This window comes from Sphingopyxis sp., from assembly GCF_035686825.1.
GTDB lineage: Bacteria > Pseudomonadota > Alphaproteobacteria > Sphingomonadales > Sphingomonadaceae > Sphingopyxis.
On the sequence record NZ_DASRYZ010000006.1, the window covers coordinates 853,798 to 871,189 of the forward strand.

16 protein-coding genes are annotated in these 17,392 nt (G+C 63.3%); 2 read left to right on the forward strand and 14 right to left on the reverse strand.

What is annotated here, in order from left to right:
- Positions 1-148 precede the first annotated feature (148 nt).
- A complete protein-coding gene (locus VFG17_RS17555) occupies positions 149-2,332 on the reverse strand; it encodes a TonB-dependent receptor (protein ID WP_325030651.1) in 2,184 nt (727 codons plus the stop codon).
- A 265-nt stretch (positions 2,333-2,597) separates the two neighbouring features.
- On the opposite strand from VFG17_RS17555, the gene VFG17_RS17560 reads away from it, so the two are divergent.
- Complete coding sequence (locus VFG17_RS17560; protein WP_325030652.1) at positions 2,598-3,986, forward strand: sulfatase family protein; 1,389 nt, start codon at positions 2,598-2,600, stop codon at positions 3,984-3,986.
- Here VFG17_RS17560 and VFG17_RS17565 read toward each other — a convergent pair.
- Positions 3,980-4,975 (reverse strand): flavin reductase, encoded by a 996-nt coding sequence (locus tag VFG17_RS17565; protein ID WP_325030653.1) that lies wholly within the window; start codon positions 4,973-4,975, stop codon positions 3,980-3,982. The genes VFG17_RS17560 and VFG17_RS17565 overlap by 7 nt on opposite strands.
- Positions 4,976-5,069: 94 nt before the next feature.
- On the opposite strand from VFG17_RS17565, the gene VFG17_RS17570 reads away from it, so the two are divergent.
- Positions 5,070-6,305 (forward strand): acyl-CoA dehydrogenase family protein, encoded by a 1,236-nt coding sequence (locus tag VFG17_RS17570; RefSeq protein WP_325030654.1) that lies wholly within the window; start codon positions 5,070-5,072, stop codon positions 6,303-6,305.
- A 180-nt stretch (positions 6,306-6,485) separates the two neighbouring features.
- Here VFG17_RS17570 and VFG17_RS17575 read toward each other — a convergent pair whose 3' ends face one another.
- The 12 genes from VFG17_RS17575 to VFG17_RS17630 all read right to left on the reverse strand — a co-directional run bounded on the left by VFG17_RS17575 (position 6,486) and on the right by VFG17_RS17630 (position 17,318).
- Entirely contained in the window at positions 6,486-8,963 is a 2,478-nt protein-coding gene (locus tag VFG17_RS17575) for a fimbrial biogenesis outer membrane usher protein (protein WP_325030655.1), read from the reverse strand.
- 17 nt (positions 8,964-8,980) lie between these two features.
- A complete protein-coding gene (locus tag VFG17_RS17580; RefSeq protein ID WP_325030656.1) occupies positions 8,981-9,736 on the reverse strand; it encodes a fimbria/pilus periplasmic chaperone in 756 nt (251 codons plus the stop codon).
- Positions 9,737-9,867: 131 nt separating this feature from the next.
- On the reverse strand, positions 9,868-10,035 hold the full coding sequence (locus tag VFG17_RS17585) for a hypothetical protein (protein ID WP_325030657.1): 168 nt from the start codon (positions 10,033-10,035) through the stop codon (positions 9,868-9,870).
- Between the two features lie 71 nt (positions 10,036-10,106).
- On the reverse strand, positions 10,107-10,667 hold the full coding sequence (locus VFG17_RS17590; RefSeq protein ID WP_325030658.1) for a hypothetical protein: 561 nt from the start codon (positions 10,665-10,667) through the stop codon (positions 10,107-10,109).
- Between the two features lie 147 nt (positions 10,668-10,814).
- Complete coding sequence (locus VFG17_RS17595; protein ID WP_325030659.1) at positions 10,815-11,750, reverse strand: hypothetical protein; 936 nt, start codon at positions 11,748-11,750, stop codon at positions 10,815-10,817.
- Between the two features lie 98 nt (positions 11,751-11,848).
- Positions 11,849-12,214, reverse strand: a complete 366-nt coding sequence (locus VFG17_RS17600) for a hypothetical protein (protein ID WP_325030660.1) — start codon at positions 12,212-12,214, stop codon at positions 11,849-11,851.
- A 62-nt stretch (positions 12,215-12,276) separates the two neighbouring features.
- On the reverse strand, positions 12,277-12,885 hold the full coding sequence (locus VFG17_RS17605; protein ID WP_325030661.1) for a hypothetical protein: 609 nt from the start codon (positions 12,883-12,885) through the stop codon (positions 12,277-12,279).
- 139 nt (positions 12,886-13,024) lie between these two features.
- Positions 13,025-13,651 (reverse strand): response regulator transcription factor, encoded by a 627-nt coding sequence (locus VFG17_RS17610; RefSeq protein ID WP_325030662.1) that lies wholly within the window; start codon positions 13,649-13,651, stop codon positions 13,025-13,027.
- Between the two features lie 86 nt (positions 13,652-13,737).
- Positions 13,738-14,022 carry an Hpt domain-containing protein gene (locus VFG17_RS17615; RefSeq protein ID WP_325030663.1) on the reverse strand — a complete coding sequence of 95 codons (285 nt, stop codon included), beginning with the start codon at positions 14,020-14,022 and terminating at the stop codon, positions 13,738-13,740.
- Positions 14,015-14,386, reverse strand: coding sequence for a response regulator (locus tag VFG17_RS17620; protein ID WP_325030664.1), 372 nt, complete (start codon positions 14,384-14,386; stop codon positions 14,015-14,017). The genes VFG17_RS17615 and VFG17_RS17620 overlap by 8 nt, the downstream gene beginning before the upstream one ends.
- Positions 14,383-16,551, reverse strand: coding sequence for a CHASE3 domain-containing protein (locus tag VFG17_RS17625; RefSeq protein WP_325030665.1), 2,169 nt, complete (start codon positions 16,549-16,551; stop codon positions 14,383-14,385). Before VFG17_RS17625 ends, VFG17_RS17620 begins: the two co-directional genes overlap by 4 nt.
- A 239-nt stretch (positions 16,552-16,790) precedes the next feature.
- Positions 16,791-17,318 (reverse strand): arsinothricin resistance N-acetyltransferase ArsN1 family B, encoded by a 528-nt coding sequence (locus tag VFG17_RS17630; protein WP_325030666.1) that lies wholly within the window; start codon positions 17,316-17,318, stop codon positions 16,791-16,793.
- Positions 17,319-17,392 lie beyond the last annotated feature (74 nt).

Below are 17,392 nucleotides of genomic sequence, written 5' to 3' on the forward strand. Positions count from 1 at the left end.
GCGACACATCATATTCCGAAGCGCCACGATCCGACGTCATTCTCGATCTGTCTTCCGTCCTTGGCCGGTTAGAGACGGTCCGGTTTTAGGCGCATGACGCAAAGAGCGGACGTTCGACGTATGCGTACGCTAGCAGGCCGTTTCTTCTCTAGTACTGAAATTTCGCCTGCAATGCGATCGTGCGCGGTGGCTGTATGAACTTTGAGATGATGCCCGCGGCAAGCGGGGTGTTGAAGGCATGGCTTGCCGTTAGCTCGTCGGTGAGATTCTTGCCGACCACCGCCAGTTCCCATCGCTTGCCGCTTCCCCGGATGCCTATCCGCAGATCGAACTTTGTGAAGCTGTCCTGCGCCGCCGCGGGGTTGAAGGATTCTTCCAGAAAGGCACTGCTGCGATAGGTGACGCCGCCGTTGGCGATGAAGTCGACCGCGCCGTTCAGCGGAAGTGCGATATCGGCAAAGAGCGTGCCGCTCCATTTCGGTGAGCGCGGCAACGGCCGCCCCGCCGCATTGTTGTTCGCCGGCACGCAGGTCGGGTTGGTGAACGGACACGGAGCGCCGGGGAAGTCGATGAATTTCGCGTCGAGATACGCCAGCGAACCGTTGAGCGCGAAACCGTCGGCGATCTGGAACACGAAGTCGGCTTCAACGCCTTGGCTGCGCGCCTTGCCCGCGTTGCTCGTGATGAAGCTGTTGCTCACCGCGTCGAAGGACGAGACCTGAAGATTGGTGAAGTCGGTGCGATAGGCGGCGATATTGAAACGTAGCCGGCGCTCGAACAGGGCGAGCTTGGCACCCACCTCGAAAGTCTCGGCATTTTCGGAGTCGATCTCGAACTGGGCCTGCGTCGTGGTCGACTGTGCCCCGATGAAGCCGCCCGCCTTCGATCCTTGACCATAGGATGCGTAAAGCATGGCATCGCGCCCGGCATCCCACTGGACCGCGGCAGAGGGATCCCACTCACGCTCTACGCGCCGCCCCGCAAGCGGCGTCGCGAGCCAGCTCGGCTGGACGACGCCGCTATTCGCGCGCGTCTGAGTCGCGGTCTTGCGGTCGAAGGTATAGCGAAGGCTACCGATCAGCCGCAGCGTGTCGGCGACATTCCAGGTCGCACTTCCGAATGCCGACCAGGCGAGGTTTTCCTGACGGAATGTGCGGTCAGATCGACCGTTGAAGGGCCCGAAATTGATGAGCGTCGTGCCGAAAAGGTCATAGTCGTTGACGTGGAAATAGCCCCCGACGATATATTCGAGGCTGCCTGTTGTGGGCGACGCGAGGCGAATTTCCTGCGACATCTGGCTGAATTTTTCGGCGAAGCGCGACGCGAACGACGGCGCGGCCCCGAAATCGGCATCGACCTTTTTGTCGAAATCATAGGATGAATAGCCTGTGATCGATGTCAGGACATGATCGCCGATTTCGATATTCGCCGTCGCGCTGGCGTTGAGGTTGTTGGTGTTGTCGTAATCCTTTTCCATGAAACCCGGGAAACCGCCGGTCGCGCGCTTGCGGTCGGGGTCATTGGGAGTCGAAAAACGTTCGACCGCCGTGCCGGTCAGATCGACCTTGCCGCCCTCGACCCGGATCAGAAGGTCCGCACCATTGCCGGGATCGATCAGGACGGACGCTCGGCCAAACAGGCTCTTGCGCTTGGTCTCGTTCCCGCCGAGCTGGGTGTTTTCGATATAACCGTCGCTGTCCTCATATTGCCCCGCGACGCGGACACTGACCGCCTCCGACAACGGCCCCGATGCCATGCCGAACAACCGGGCGCCCCCGAGCTCGAATTCATAGCTGCCCTCGAGCGTCGCGCGGAAGTCGCGTGTCGGCCGCGCGCTTACAACGCTGATCGCGCCCGCGCTGGTATTCTTTCCGACGAGCGCACCTTGCGGGCCGCGCAGCACCTCGATCCGCTCGACGTCGAGGAAGGGCGCCTGGAATTGGCGCGCGTGGCCGCCGTAGATGCCGTCCACGAACAGGCCGACCGTCTGTTCGAAAGCGAGGTTGCCCGGGGTCGAGCCAATGCCCCGAATATAGAAAGCGTTGTTGCCCGGGGTCGTCTGGACATAGAAATTGGGAACATAACGATCAAGTTCGGTGAAGTCGGCGATTCCAAGATCGCTGAGCTGTTCGCCGCCAACAACGGTCATAGAGATGGGAACATCCTGGACGTCCTGCTCGCGCTTCTGCGCAGTGACGACGATGACATTGGCATCGTCAGCCTCGACAGCCGTAGCCGCTTCCTGTCCCATGGCAGGAACGGTGAGCAGCAGCGCGCTCGACGCAATCAGGCATGCCCGAACCGAATATCCATATGCCTTGCCATTCGACATCCACATTCTCCCTCTTGTGGTTTCGGCGGCTCCGGGATTTTCCGGATGCTGATCGCCATCACGGAATTCATTTAGCCTTCTAAGGATATTTTGTAAAGTAGGTTGACAAAGTTGCGGCGATGGAGAAGCTTCATCATTGCCGGAACCACTCACAAATCCGGGCTTTTCGAAGTTATCCCTTCGGTCTGCCCATATCCCCAAGCGCAATGGGCCCGGTGAGAAAAACGGAGCAAAACGGCTCCTGAAACTGGAAGAGGAGAATCGGATGTTGTCGCGGCGCAATCTGGTGAAGGCAGGAGCGGCTTCGGCTGTCGCCGGGCTCTTGGGAACGCGGGCGCAGGCTCGCACGCCGGCGCGTAGGAAGCCCAATATCGTCTTCATCCTTGCCGATGATCTGGGCTCCGCCGACCTCGGTTGTTTTGGACGCGAAGACATTGCGACACCTTCGCTCGACGCGCTCGCGGCGGGCGGCGTCGCGCTTCACCGGTCCTATTCAAACAGCAGTGTCTGCTCGCCGACACGACTCGCGCTGATGACCGGGCAATATCAATATCGCTTCCCCGGCGGGCTCGACGAGCCTCTGGGCCTCCATCCCGATTTAGGTCTACCGGATTCGGCCATCACCCTGCCCGACCTTTTGAAGCGCGCGGGATATGACACCTCCCTCGTCGGCAAATGGCATCTGGGCGGCTTGCCGGAATTCGGGCCGCGCAAGAGCGGCTATGACAGTTTCTTCGGCATCTATCAGGGCGGCGCCGATTATTTCGAACATGGCATGACGATCCGCGGCCGGTTCAAGCACGACCTTTGGGAGAATGAGACCGAGATTCACCGCACCGGATATCTGACCGATCTGATTACCCAGCGCAGCGTTTCAGAACTCGGGCGTTTCGCGGCGGCCGATCGCCCCTTCCTGTTGAGCGTCCATTACACCGCACCGCACTGGCCATGGGAGGGTCCCGAAGACGAGGCTGTCGCCAAGACAATTCGCGACTCCTTTCATTATGATGGGGGTTCGAACGCAGTCTATGCCGCGATGGTCGAAAGCCTCGACCGTGGCGTCGGCAAACTGATGGCGGCGCTTGCCGCCAACGGACAGGCAGAGAATACAATCGTTATTTTCACGAGCGACAACGGCGGCGAGCGCTTTTCGAAGGTCTGGCCGCTGCGCGGCATAAAGGGCGAACTGCTCGAAGGGGGCATCCGCGTTCCATCGATCCTGCGCTGGCCAGGCCGTATCAAGGCCGGGACGACGAGCGACCTCGTGCATATCACGATGGATTGGACGCCGACCCTTTTGGCGACGGCAGGCGTCGCGCAGCGCGAACTGCCAAAGCTTGATGGGCGCAACCTGCTACCCGATCTTCTGGACGGCAACGCGACTTCCCCGCGCCAGCTATTCTGGCGTCACAAGGCCCAGGATCAGCGCGCTGCGCTCGACGGAAATCTCAAATATCTGGCGATGAGCGGGCATGAGTTCCTGTTCGACATTGCCGCCGATCCGCGCGAGGTCGCCAATCTCAAGACCGTAAGAGCCGAAGATTTTGCGCGGCTGAAATCCGCCTTCGAAAGCTGGAACAAGGACATGCTGCCCTATCTGCCGTCGACCTTCAGTTACGAACTGCGCGGCAACGGACACCTCGCCGGCTATTGAGCGGAGGGCAACGCCGAAATCTCGGGCGGAGGTCCCCAGTCGCGCCCCAGCGTCGCCCGCAGCGCGTCGACGGTCTTCCGTCCAAGCCGCTCGCCTAGTTCCTGGTCGATCCGGCTCAGAATTTCGAGCGCGTCGGCGCGAAGCTGCTGCGACTTGTCGCTGAAGGCCACAACCGAGGCGCGCCCGTCGGTCGGATCGGGTTCGATAACGATCCATTCGCGATCGACCATCTCCTGCAGCATTTTGCTCACCCCCTGCCGGGTGATGCCCAGATTGCGCGCGAGATCGATGGGACGCCGTACGCCCAGCGCAATATTGGCAAAGGCCATCGACTGCGAGCGCGACACGGCTTCCCATCCGCGCGCGCGCAGCGCCGACTGCAGCCCCTCGTCGAACCAGTAGAAGGCCCGCATCACGTCGAGCATGAGAAATCCGTCGGTCATGCTGCCCGCTTCGCCCAGCAGCGCCGATTGCGCAACCAAATTGAGTGCTGCGCCGGCAAGCGGGAACAGATAGGCGCCATCGTGAAAGCCAAGCGGGCGGCGGTCGTCACGCAGCGCCACGTCGACGACTTCGCCGATTACAACCGCATGGGTAGCATGGTCGACAATGCGGCCGGGGCGCAGCAATATGCTCGCACAGGCATCTGCGAGCCGGGGCGGCCCTCCGGGGCCGAGCACCCAGTCGCCGACTTCGAAGCGCTCCTCCGGCACCACGCCCCCGCCACAGCGCCGCGATATTTCGCGCTGATCCTCGGCCAGCAGGTTCAGGCAGACGTCGGCACCCTCGGAAACTGCCAAATGCGTCGCGTTCAAGCGGTTGATGCACACCAGCATCGATGGCGGATCCATGCTCACCTCGCAAAAGGCGGTGGCGGCCATCGCATGGTTTCGCCCGGCATGAGCAGCGGTCACGACGGCGACGGGACGGACAAGCGAGCGGAGTGCGCCGCGCAGACCCTCGGCACAATTTTGCGATGGAAACATCATGGCGAGATCGTGTCGTACACAAAGTATTTTGTCAACCTAGTTGACATATTTCATCGGCACGGACTATGGTCGGAAAAACAGAATGGAGACGATGATGTCCGAAAAGCTCGCCGATCGCCGCATTCCCGCGGGCGACGATTTCCTTTCGCGCGAAGAGGTGGAGGCGATCACCCCCGAGAGTCTGGTCGAACGGATGCTGGCGCTCAAACCCCTGATCGCCGAGAAGGCGGCTTCGGCCGAACGTGAGCGCCGCCCCGACGACACTGCATGGGAAGCCCTGCGCCAAAGCGGCTATTTCTATATGTACGTCCCACGCCGTTTCGGCGGGCTCGAATTCGACACCGACACCTATATCAGCGCGACGCTGCCGATCGCCGAGGCCTGCCCCTCGACGGGCTGGACCGCCTGCTTCGCGGCCGAACATAATTGGCTCATCGCCCAGATGCCGGAAAAAACTCAGGCTGAAGTGTGGGGCAAGACTCCGTACGTAATCGCGCCGAGCGCGGCCTCCCCTCCCGGCATCGCAACCCCGGTCGACGGCGGCTTCCGGCTGAACGGCCGCTGGAAATGGGGCACGGTCGTGATGAACGCCGACTGGATCATGCTCAATGCACTTGAACCGGTCGAAGGCGCCCCCCCGGTCGCCCGCATGATGCTGCTGCGCGCAGAAGAGGTCGATGTAATCGACACATGGCAGATGGCGGGCATGGCCGCGACGGGCAGCAACGACATCCGTGTCGACGACGTCTTCGTGTCCGAAGGCTATCAGTTCGCCGTGCAGCCCGTCCGCTCGGGCCGCGGGCACGGGCGCGCCATCTATGGACCGGGGCTTTACGGTTCGCCGATGCTTCCCAATCTCTGCGTCACCGCCGCGATCCCGGCGCTCGGCGCCGCGCGGCAGGCGGTGCAATTCTGCCGCGAGCGGCTTCAGACCCATGTGAAGTTGGGCGGGATGACCACAAGCGTCGAAAAGCCCGCTGCGCAAATGCGGCTGGCCCGCGCCGATCTGCTTGCCCGCTGCGCCGAGCGGACGATCCGCTCGGCAGCGCGCGAGAATCTGCTGATCGGCGAAATCGAGGAGCCCGAACAGACGGGCGAGCGCATCCGCATACGCGCGGAAATCGCGATAGCAGTCCAACAATGCGTCGAAGCGGTACGCACTTGCTGTGAGGCAGTCGGCTCAAGCGTTCATGCGCTCGACAACCCGATGCAGCGTCTGCTGCGTGACGTCCAAGTCATGCAAAGCCACATCGTTTATGATCTCGATGTTGCGACGGAGCTTCACGGCCGGACGCTGGTCGGCCTCCCCCCCAACTCGCTCCTCCTTTAAGGCAGCGGCGGACCGAGCCGATGCCGCGGCGCGAGTTCTGGGGCCTTGATGACAGCATCGGCTATCTGGCGCGCATCGTGTTCCGGCGCTTCACCGGCGCCTTCGAAAAGCGGACATTGCCTCATGGAATTTCGATGGGGCAGTATGCCTTGCTTCGCAGCCTCTGGAAAGCAGACGCCCTTACGGCGCAACCGCAATCAGGTCGCCCGCCGCTATCGTGCGATCGGCACCTTCAGGGATTATGAGCTCGAACCGTGTCCGGTCGGAATCGTTCAACGTAATACTCCAGCGTCCGGGTGCCAGCCCGGTCGCGCCAAACCGGCCCGCCGCATTGGTGAACAGCGGCACCGGCTCGCGCTCGGGATGCGCTTCCTCGACCGCGGTTCCCGCGATTAACGTGACCGGCTCGCCATCGGTGCCGAGCAGTCGTCCCACTACACTCACCATATAATCCGATCCTACCGTTAGCTTATATCCGCTGCGATAGGCCGGTAGCAGGCGGAATGACCCTTCGCCGAGGTCGGTGCCGATCGGGGCGTCGGGCGCAGTGACGAGCAGATTGCGCTCGCTGTAGCTGCTAAGGCTCGGCTGTAGCGCGGTGCCCATCGCGCCGCTGTTCGCGGTCGAGAAGCGGCCGTTGGCGTCGATGAAAAGGTCGGTGCCCTTCAGCGAAGGATGGGCGCGGACGATCGCGAAACTGTCCTGGACGGGGCGGCCGATCGAGAAACTGCCGTCGGCCACCGCCAGCGAGGTGCCGAAGCGCAAGGAACTCCGCTGCCCCGTCGATCCGCCAAGGTCGCGGTCAAAAGTGCCGAAATGGCTGAAGCCGAGTTCGGCGCGGTTGCTATAATAGATGCCGTTCGCGGTCGTCGCGATGCCGAGGTCGCTATGCTCAACATCGGCGCTGAAATTATACGCGCCCGTGCCCGAGCCATGATAGGTCTGATAGGTCAGCCGCTTGCGGTTGTTGCGGCTGTCATAGTCCGATCGCAGGCTCGACGCGCGGTCGAGGCGGAACACGAGCGAAAGGAAGACGCCGACGCGGTCCTGTCGGCCGGCGCGTTCATAGCTGACGTCGCCGGTCAGGTTCAGCCGCGGCGAAATACGCCAGCCCCCCGTCGCACGCAGGCTCGCGACATTGGGCTCGTCGTCACGGCCACGCGAATAGCGCGCGTCGAGCCCGGCATAGAGCGCATCGTTGATCGCGCCATTATAGCTGGCACCCGCGACATAGCGGTACGGGTTGGACGGAAGCCCGACGCCGATCGGCGCGAAGTTGCGGCTGCGCGTCTCGAACGACAGCGACAGCGCATCGGCGCCGCCGCTACGCCGCGTGATCGTGCGCTGAAAGGTCAGGATCGAAGCCCAGCCCGACCCCACATCCTTGACGTGCGACGCCGAGGCGAAACCGCCGAACGAGCCGATCGGCGTCGCGACCACCGTCTCGACCCCGCCCATCCAGCCATTGGGATCGGCCTGCGCATTCGCGCCGACGGTCAGCTGGTCGCTGATCCCGCGGCGGTAGAAGCCGCTGAACGCCATATCGTTGCTGTAAACCGGGCCGCGCCGGCCGAGCGGCGCGAGCACTCCAGCGTAAAGCCCGAACTCGCTCAGCCCCTCGGCGAGTTGCGCCTGATCGAGGAAGATGTCGAAATTGAATGATTCGGTGCGACCCGCGTCGTCGGTGATCGTCAGCCGGACGTCGTTCGAGCCCTGTGTGAAGGGAAAATCCTTGAGGTCGAAGGTACCGGGGTCGAGTTCGAGCCGCCGTACCAGCTGGCCGTTGACGCGTACTTCGACGACCGAGCGGCGCTCGATGCGGAAGCTGCGGTTGCCGCGCGGACGAATGATCCGCTGTGGGTCGAGCAAAGAATAGAAGCGCGAAATCGACAGGCCGCTGATCTCGGGCGCCGCCTGGAATCCGCGCGCGAGGGTCTGCAGATCGCCGCCTGCCCAGCGGACGAGATTGTTCCGGTCGTCGTAGATGAAGCGCGTCCCGCGGCGCTGGAAATCGGCGCCGCGTGCCCCCGCCTGCCAGTTCGCTTCGCTTTCGAGCACCACCCCGCCCGCGCGCACCGCGCCGTCAAGGAAGGTGATCGGCGCCGCGAGCCCCTTGTCGTTGCCTTGCTGCACCCAGTCCATCGACCCGCGGATATTGAGATAAGCGCTGAAATCGGCGGGGGCGATATAATTGACCGCCCCGCGTGCCGCATCGTCGCCGAGCGTGACCGACCGGGTGGCGCGGCTCGCGGGCGCAATGTCCATGACCAGTTGCAGCGTGAGCGGATTGTAGCGAATGCCGACGCCAACACCTTCCAGGTCGGTGCGCCCGATCGTACCGCGTTCGGCGAGGCGCGCGCGCAAGCGTTCGATGAGCGGCGGTGCCAACCGCGGCGCGAGCAGCGCGAGCAGACGCTCTGCTGAAAAGCTCCCCTGTCCGCCGGGTTCGAGCGTCAGCGTCGTATCGCCAAGATAGGTCTGCCCGTCGAACAACGGCGCGGTCAACACGACCGCCCGCCCTGTCGGGTTGATCGCCGCGCCGTCGGCGCCCGGGTCGATGACCACGCGCGTGCCGGCATCCGCCGGGCCCTGCGCATGGCCAGCAACCGGGATCGCCGAAGCCGCGAGCAAAAAACCTGCAATGAAAAGAGGGTTCATGCGAACCGCCGGAGCCTTCAATTGTCGGGCGTGAACTGCGCCTCGATCCGCCCGCCGGGTTGCGGAAGGCGAACAGGCAACGTCATCCGGCGCGTCTGGCCGCCACCGATCAACCCATAGCCGAGCGTCTGCTGCAGCTCGGGTCCCGAGATTTCCTTACGGAAGACTTCCTTGCCGTCGGGGCCGAACTGAATAACCCGAACGCGTCCGCGCGACAGATAGCCGTGTGCGGCCGAGGCGTTGGCCACCGCGATCACCGGCGCCGGATTGCCTTCGGCATCCTTGCCGATTTCGGCCGAAGCGATCGATAGCGACGGCTTCGTCCCGTCGGGCGACACGCTGACGAGGACCTGGAAATTATAGAGCAGCTGGACGTTCGATTGCGTGTCGTTCGTCTGCACCGGAAGCTGCGCCGCGGTGACGAAATAATGCTTGCTGCGCGCGAGCGTCGGTTCGCCAACATACTGGACGCGAAAGCTCTGGCGTTGGCCGGGCTGGATCAGCGCCTGCGGCGGAAAGACCGAGAGGTCACCAGGATCCTTGCCCGTCGCATTCACGCCGTCGGGGGTGAGGTCGAGGCCTTCGATGCGCATTTCCACCGGCAGCGGCTTGTCGAAGGTGTTTTCGACCGTGATCACCTGACTCATCGCGCGGCCCGAGGTGGTGAGGTCGATGACCACCGGCTGTACTACCATCGCATAGGCGGCCACCGACACGGCGGCCGCGATCGCCACGGCGACGATCGCGCCGCCAAAACTCCTGAGCAACTGCAATGATCTACTCCTCGCCCGTTGCCCCACCCGCGGATGCGACGATGGACCGAAGCCGGTGTTCCGCCAAGAAAGAAATTTAGTAATCATAGCGTTATCCATAAAGGCGACCGGCGGTCGCTCGCCGGTCGCCTTCAGTTGGGAAGGGGAACTCCCAACCAGTCGGGCCTGCCGCCGAATGCCGGCGTATCGGCCAGATTTTCATATTCGGCCGCCAGAAAAAGCAGGTCGGCCCGTTCCTGCGGTTCGGCGTCGAGCGCGCGACGGCGAAGTTCGGTTGCAAGAGCTTTGGGATTGCACATGACCATATCCTTCAAAGGTTAATCCCGGCAGGCCTGTGGACTTAGGCCTGCCGGGAACACCCCCCCAGGTGTCAGGCGGTCGGTGCGATCGTGATTTCGACCTTGCCGGCATAGGTGCCGGCGTCGAGGATCGCCGTCGAATCAGAGGTCAGGCCGCTGCCCACGGTCAGCGTGATGTTGTTCGCGGTCGCGGCCAGGCGGTCGCCGACCTGCGCCGTGGTCGCACCCGTGCTCAGCGACTGGTCGGCAACCGGCGTGGTGCCGCCCTTTGCTCCGGTCGCGACCAGCGTCGCGGTATAGTGGACGGTGTTGGTGTAACCGTTCGGCGAGTTGGTCGCGGCGGCGTTCACCAGCGGCTTGGCTTCGACCGAAATCTTCGGGTTCGAACCGTTGCACTTCACCGTGAAGTTGCGGCTGAGGCCACCGGTATTGCCGGCGAAGCTCGCATCGACGGTGCCGTCGCTCTTCGCAAGTTCGCCGAGCGTGATACTGCCGGTGATTGCGGTGACAGCCGAGCAGCGCGCGGCGACGGTGCCGGTCACGTCGACCGAGCCAGCAGCGGACTGAGCGAAAGCGGGAGCAGCGGCGAAGGTCGAACCGATGATCAGGGCCGAGAGAACAAGCTTTTTCATTTCATATCTCCAATCGAAAATCCGGGAGGGCTCATCGCCCTGACGAGTTGGAGATAGGCCGGATCGGCTTCCGCCAATATTTAGCGTCCGGCAAAAACGAAGCTAACTTCGGGAATCATTTCCTATACCCGACGATATAGGGGCGGGTCAGAGGCCTGCGCAGCTGGTCGCCGAGCTCGCAGTGACGATCGGCGTGAAGGTGATGCTGATGATGTCGCTATAATTGGTCGCGGGCGTCTTCGCCGAGCCGCCTTCCTTCAGCGTCGTACGCAGTGGCAGCACCCCGGCGCTGCCGTCCATGCCCGCGCGCGCGCAGGTGCGCGTGCCGAAACCGCTGTTGGAAGTGATTTCCTGCCCCAGGAAGCGCGCGCTGTAACGGATCGTCTGCGCGGCGTTGGACAGGCTGCCGCCGGGATAGGTCAGTTTAAAGTCGTTCTGCGAGCGCATCCTGACCTCGAACGGTCCCGAGCTACGCACGCGAAGCGAGTTGGACGCTGGAGTCGTATAGCGATCGGGCGCCGCGAGCACTGCCGCGGTCGTCGCCTCACCGATCTCGCCGAAATCGAGCGGCGATCCGGCATAATAAGCCTGCAGCGCGCTCACCGTATTGACGTTGATCCGGATCGTGCCGGTGTCGCGCGTCGGGACCGACACGCTCGCCATGCCATTTTCGCCCGAGCAGATATAAAGAAGGTCGAGGATGATCGGCTCGCCTGCCGACAGGTCGGTCCCCGGCGGCACGGTCACACGCAGGTTGAGCGGAGTCGAGGTGTCTGCGGCGAGCAGGCTGCCGAAATCATAGCGGATCTCGCCCGCCGCGCCCGCGCCATTGTCTTTCGAATTGAGCGAACGCGGGCGGCCCGCGGTCGAACCCTCGGGATAGATGACGCGATAGCCATTATAGGTGACGTCGAGCGCAGGCGACCCCGACGGGGAGACGAGGACAAGGCTGACTTCGCGGGTGCGGCCGAGGATAAGCCCGCGGTTGCGCCGGAGAATCAAAGGCACCGTCGCTTCGGACAGACCGCCGGGCGAAAAAGGATCGTAAGTGATGCTGGCGGGCGCGGTCGCTGCGCCGGTCACGCCGCAAACCGAGGATATCTGCGATTGGGCAGCGGCGGGCTGTGCGAGCGCGAGCCCGCACGTCAATCCCAGCGCTGATAAACCGGCCGTCCAAACCCTCATAGCTGAGGTGTTACGACGATCTCCAGCGCGGTGCGAGGGGAGAATGGCGCGGTGCGATCGGTCGCCGTCGGCACGCGCTTCATCAACGCACCATCCGAATCGATCATCCGCACTTCGGACGCCAGAACGGGCTGCGCCTGATTGCAGATCGCACGCGCGGGAGGCACCTGCACCGCCGCATTCGTCGTGGCGACCTTCATCGGTTGAGCAACCCAGCAGCGCGGCGCCACTTCCCCATAAATGGCGACCTGATTCACCTCGTCCGCCATCGCCGGCACCGCCGGCACCGCCAAGCTCATGCTGGCCAGGACAATCGCCGCGCGGGCGATCCGGTTCGAAATCAATATCGTAAGTGCCATCATATCGGACCCCGAAATAGGATCCGATAGTTAATAAGCGCGGATTCGACTTGTTCAACATAACGTTAAGGACTGACACTGACGGTGATCGAGAGGGTATCGCTATAGCGACCCGCGGCGAGCATATCGGTTCCAGCATAAGCCGGCGCGCTGACGCGCAGATACGACCCGTTCGCCTTGGTCGACGCGCCGCCGAGGCGAAGCCCGGTCGCGGTGCCTGCCGTACCGGCAAAGGTGCAGCTGCCGCCCGCGGCGAGCGTTGCGGCGGCGCAGGTCGCCGATGCGTTGGTGCCATTATCGGCGGCGACATAGAGCGCGACGTTGTACGGCGCTTTCGTCTGATACCCCGTGCCGCCGGCCGCCGCGGTCGTCATCCCGCCGTTCGCCGACGACACCGCAATCCGCGACGCTCCGGTGCAATTGAGCTGGATCGCGAAATCCTTGGTAAAGCCGCTCTTGTCGAAATCGGCCTGATCGACAGCACCGGTGGGCGCCCCGCCGGTCGCAAACCCGCAACGCCCGAGCACCGACGCGCGCACCTCGACGCCGACCTCGACGCTGTTCACCGCGCCCTGCCCCACCGCATAAGCGGTGACCTGCGCATGCGCATGCTGGCTGGCGATCACACCGATCACCGCCAAGACCAGCAAGAAAAGGACGCGAAGAAAGCCCATGAATCGCCTGTCGTCGGTGACGGCCCGATGCCGCCAACTTGATCGACAGATGCGCTATCTTTTGCGCGTGCGATATTTACCGCGAAGCGACAAGGCCGCTCACCAACGGCTAAAAGCGCTTATATCTTCCGGTATAGTTTCAGGCGCCGCGGTCCTGCCCGAGCAGGATCAATTCGGTGCGGCCGCGGATGCTAAGCTTATCAAAAACCTTATGAAGATGGACCTTGACCGTTCCTTCGGTCAGCCCGAGCTCGTCGGCGATTTCCTTGTTGCGCAGCCCGCGCTTCGCGAGCGAAGCGACCGCGCGCTCACGCCCGCTCAGGACCTCGAGCGGGTCGCGCGGGGCACCCGGCGACATCGCCTGTTCCATCACGCGCTGCATGACATCCTGATCGAGCCAGCGCCGTCCCTGGACCACGCTTTCGAGGCAGGTAAGCAGGTCGCGCGGCGCGGTCGCCTTGATCACGATCCCGTTGACCGACAGCTGGATCGCCTCGCGCGCCAGTTCGTCGTTCAGGCCGCCGGTGAGCAGCACGACGGGCCGGCTATCGCCACGGCTGCGCAGCGTGCGCAGCACGTCGAGCCCGCTGCGTTCGGGCATGCCGTTGTCGAGGATCAACAGGTCGGGACGCGCGCCGGGCAGTGTGTCGAGCACCGCAGCGCCGGTGTTCACCGTCGCCACCACTTCGAAATTACTCTTGTCGAGAAGCGCCGTAATTCCTGCCATGGTGAGCGGATCGTCGTCCGCCACGAGCACTTTCGTCATTTCAATCACCACGATGCTGTTGAACTTACATATTATCACCGGCGGCGGGCCATGGTCCACCCTCCGCCGTTAAGCATAACCACCGATCAGGCGCGATTTAGCGCGGCCATTTGAGTGAGTAAATCCCGCGTCAGACCAGCAATCGCATCGCCCGAAAGCCCAGCGTCGACCGCTTCCTCGACCCGCCGCGCGGCATCGCCGATCGCGCCATAACCGAACATCCCCGCGCGCCCCGTCAAGCTGTGGCTTAGTCGCGCCAGTTCGGACCAATCTTCGCAATCAAGCGAGGTCCTAATCTCAGCTGCAGTGTCGCCCATCTGCGCGGCGAAGCGTTCAGCAATCGCGGCTAGGCGCGCGTCGATCTCAGCCATCGATAAAGCCTCGCACCTGTCCGGCCAGCGCCATCGCGTCGAAGGGTTTCGCCAGCACGCCCCGTGCGCCAAGTTCGCGCAGCCGGGCCACCTCGTGCGCCTGCGTCCGCGCGGTGATGAACACGACCGGGATCGCCGCGGTCGCGGCATCCTGTCGGAGCAGTTCGAGCACGCCCGGTCCGTCGAGTTCGGGCATCATCACGTCGAGCAGGATCAGGTCGGGTTGCCATTCGCGCGCCGCCGCCAGGCCTTCGCGGCCCGACCCGCACGTCCGCACAGCGAAGGATGGATCGAGCTCCAGCGCCATTTCGGCGACCTCGCGAATATCGTCCTCGTCATCGATATAGAGAATCCGGCTGCTCATTTTCCGCCTCCGCCGTTCGCCCGCTTCGACCCGATCCGGTCGGTCACTTCGCGGACCAGCGTGTCGAGGCTGGCGCGCGATTTGACGAGGACGAGGTCGATACCGTCTTTCGGCGCGCCGTCGACCTCCTGCGCGGTGAATAGGACGACGGGCAAGCTGGGCGCGCGTTTACGAAGCGGCGCGACAAGATCGGTTCCGCATCCGTCGAGCATCCCGATATCGAGGATTGCGGCGTCGTAGCGCGTCCGCCGGATCGCGGCGCGCGCCTCGGCCACGCTCGGCGTCGAATGGATCGCCGCCTTGCCGTCGAAGGCACTGGCGACGACCGCGAGCATGTCGGGATCGTCATCGACATGAAGCACAACCGGCAGCGCGGCATCGCCGGGCGGCGGCGCCTCGACCTCGCTCGGCGCCGGAACGACGCCGAGCAATTCGGTGGCGGGCAGATCGACGTGAAAGATGCTGCCCGCGCCCTCGACGCTCTCGAAATCGACCGATCCACCATGCCGGACGACGATTTCGCGCACGATGCTAAGCCCGAGCCCCGTGCCGCCTTTTTGTCGTGAGTCCGACGCATCGGCCTGTGCGAATTTGCCGAAGATGCGGTCTCGGAAAGATTCTGGAATCCCCTCGCCCCGGTCGATGACGCTGATGCGGTAGCGCCGATCGAGCGGCGTCACCCGAACCGTTACCACCCCTCCGCGCCGCGAAAATTTTATCGCGTTGGAGAGAAGATTGGTGGCGACCTGCATCAACCGGTCCTCGTCGGCGAGGACCGCCACAGACGCCGCGACCGGCTCGACCTGAACCGATACGCCATATTCGCCGGCAAACCCCGCCGTCTGATGCTCGGCCGCCTCGAGCAATGGGCCCAATGCGAGTGCCTTGAGATCGAACTGCATTCGCCCCGCCTCGATCTTCTCGATATCGAGGATGTCGTTGATCAGCCGCACGAGGCGCGCCGCGTTGCTGTGTGCAATCTCGACCAGCCGCGCGGCCTTCGGCGGAATCTCGCCAGCCGCACCGCCACTGATCAGGCCGAGCGACCCCGCAATCGAGGTCAGCGGCGTGCGCAGTTCGTGGCTGACCGTCGCGACGAACTCGCCCTTCATCTGCTCGACCTCGCGCCGGTCGCTAATATCGCGGATCACCGCGACGAACAGCGTGGCGTCGGCGAGGTGTACCGGACTGACCGACACTTCGAGCGGAAAGGTCGCGCCATTCTGGCGGCGGCCGACGAATTCCTGGATCTGTCCGTAATTCTCCTTCCGGTTCGCCTTCAGCCGGCGCAGGAAGGTCTCGATCTGCCCCCGGTCGGGGGCGATTTCGAACAGCGACCCGATGTCGCGCCGCAGCAGCGATTCGGAGGGCACGCCGAACATCTTGGCGGCGGATGGATTGAGGCTCTCGATGCTGCCGCTCGGGTTCAGGACGATCATCCCGTCCTTGGCGCTGTCGAAAATCGCCTCCTGCCGCGCGGCAAGGTCGCGCACGCGGCGATGCGCTATTTTGCGCGCCCATTGGCTGCGCGCGATCAGGATGGACGACAGCGCCAGTAACAGGATCAACCCGATCTGCAGCGTAAAAGTACGATCACGCAATCGCTCTCGGGCAGCGTTGACGTCCACGGTGCGCTCCTCCAGCTTTTGCCGTTCGCCCTCGGAAATCTCGCTGATCAGCATGCGGATATGGTCCATCGACCGCTTGCCTTCCCCGCTCGCGATCAACCGCACCGCCTCGTCGCGCCGTCCGCTTTCCACGAGACCGACCGTCCGTGCGACGAAACGCCGCTTCTCCGCCGAGATCCGTCGAAGCTCCTCGATCCGTTTCCCCTGTCCGTCATTTCCGGCCAGTTTTTCAAACAGGTCGAGATTGGCGTCGATACGGGACGCCCCGCTTCGATAAGGCGCCAGAAATGCGGGATTACCGGTAATGACATAGCCTCGCTGGCCAAGCTCGAGGTCCTGATGCCGCGTCAACACGCCCTGCAAGGCCGCTCTTGCATCATAGGAATTCGATACTTGCTGGCGCAAACGAGCATTCTGCTCGAACCCCCGATCAGTTGCTAGCGACAGAAAGAATAGTATCAAAAGGGCGCCCGCACCGGTGACGACGAGCACCCAGTTGCCCCTGATCGACCGCTGCCAGCCTGCCGCCTTGCGCATGCTCGATAGTCCTTCATGATGCACGGACCCCCGTGTCGGGTGCATGACTAGCAGAAGAAGGCGACACGCGCACCGAAACGAGTGGTTAATCAGTGGTATCGCCACAGGAAAATGCCGGCGAGCCCCGGCGCGTCGAGCTTCCTTAAGAGCGTTCGAACGCAGCTGGCCGATAGTGGATGGTCGGCTTCTGTATAGAAAGTCGTGAAAAGCTGCCGTACGGCGGGCAATAGCCTGCTACATTAGAACATCGATTCTTCCGAGCGCCGAGGCTCCCGGCCCACACACAAGAGCCGTTGCCACCAGCCGACATCGTGCCAGGCATCAAATTTTCGTCCGACATCGCGGTAGATGCCCACCGGTTCGAAGCCCATAGCTTCGTGCAGCCCGACGCTCGCGTCGTTTGGCAGTGCGATGCCCGCAAATGCAGCATGATAACCCAAGCTCGCCGCGGCAGGCAGCAGACAGGAATACAACCGACGCGCCACTCCGCTTCGCTGTGCGCCGGGCGCGACATAGACTGTGACGTCGACGGATGTTCGATATGCCGCGCGAGTCCTGTGCTCGCTGGCGTAAGCGTAACCGACAACCTGCCCATCCACTTCGGCCACCAGATAGGGGTATTTGGGCAGAATGGCGGCGATGCGCCTTTCCATCTCCGCAATATCGGGCGGCACGTCCTCGAACGATACGGTGGTGGACGTGACATAGGGTGCGTAGATCGCCTGAACCGCTGGAGCGTCTTCTAAATCTATCTGACGCACATCCATGTTTGCACCAATTCAAATCAGAAGCTCGAAATACTGATCCGCCGAGACCGGAGAATCAAGGCCCTGCTCAACGC

Excerpts from the sequence above, each read along its gene's own strand:
- VFG17_RS17625 (WP_325030665.1), bottom strand. The coding sequence starts at position 16,551 with ATGCGCAAGGCGGCAGGCTGGCAGCGGTCGATCAGGGGCAACTGGGTG.
- VFG17_RS17590 (WP_325030658.1), bottom strand. The coding sequence starts at position 10,667 with ATGAAAAAGCTTGTTCTCTCGGCCCTGATCATCGGTTCGACCTTCGCC.
- VFG17_RS17560 (WP_325030652.1), top strand. The coding sequence starts at position 2,598 with ATGTTGTCGCGGCGCAATCTGGTGAAGGCAGGAGCGGCTTCGGCTGTC.
- VFG17_RS17575 (WP_325030655.1), bottom strand. The coding sequence starts at position 8,963 with ATGAACCCTCTTTTCATTGCAGGTTTTTTGCTCGCGGCTTCGGCGATC.
- VFG17_RS17600 (WP_325030660.1), bottom strand. The coding sequence starts at position 12,214 with ATGATGGCACTTACGATATTGATTTCGAACCGGATCGCCCGCGCGGCG.
- VFG17_RS17610 (WP_325030662.1), bottom strand. The coding sequence starts at position 13,651 with ATGACGAAAGTGCTCGTGGCGGACGACGATCCGCTCACCATGGCAGGA.
- VFG17_RS17630 (WP_325030666.1), bottom strand. The coding sequence starts at position 17,318 with ATGGATGTGCGTCAGATAGATTTAGAAGACGCTCCAGCGGTTCAGGCG.
- VFG17_RS17565 (WP_325030653.1), bottom strand. The coding sequence starts at position 4,975 with ATGATGTTTCCATCGCAAAATTGTGCCGAGGGTCTGCGCGGCGCACTC.
- VFG17_RS17615 (WP_325030663.1), bottom strand. The coding sequence starts at position 14,022 with ATGGCTGAGATCGACGCGCGCCTAGCCGCGATTGCTGAACGCTTCGCC.
- VFG17_RS17605 (WP_325030661.1), bottom strand. The coding sequence starts at position 12,885 with ATGGGCTTTCTTCGCGTCCTTTTCTTGCTGGTCTTGGCGGTGATCGGT.
- VFG17_RS17570 (WP_325030654.1), top strand. The coding sequence starts at position 5,070 with ATGTCCGAAAAGCTCGCCGATCGCCGCATTCCCGCGGGCGACGATTTC.
- VFG17_RS17555 (WP_325030651.1), bottom strand. The coding sequence starts at position 2,332 with ATGTCGAATGGCAAGGCATATGGATATTCGGTTCGGGCATGCCTGATT.
- VFG17_RS17620 (WP_325030664.1), bottom strand. The coding sequence starts at position 14,386 with ATGAGCAGCCGGATTCTCTATATCGATGACGAGGACGATATTCGCGAG.
- VFG17_RS17585 (WP_325030657.1), bottom strand. The coding sequence starts at position 10,035 with ATGTGCAATCCCAAAGCTCTTGCAACCGAACTTCGCCGTCGCGCGCTC.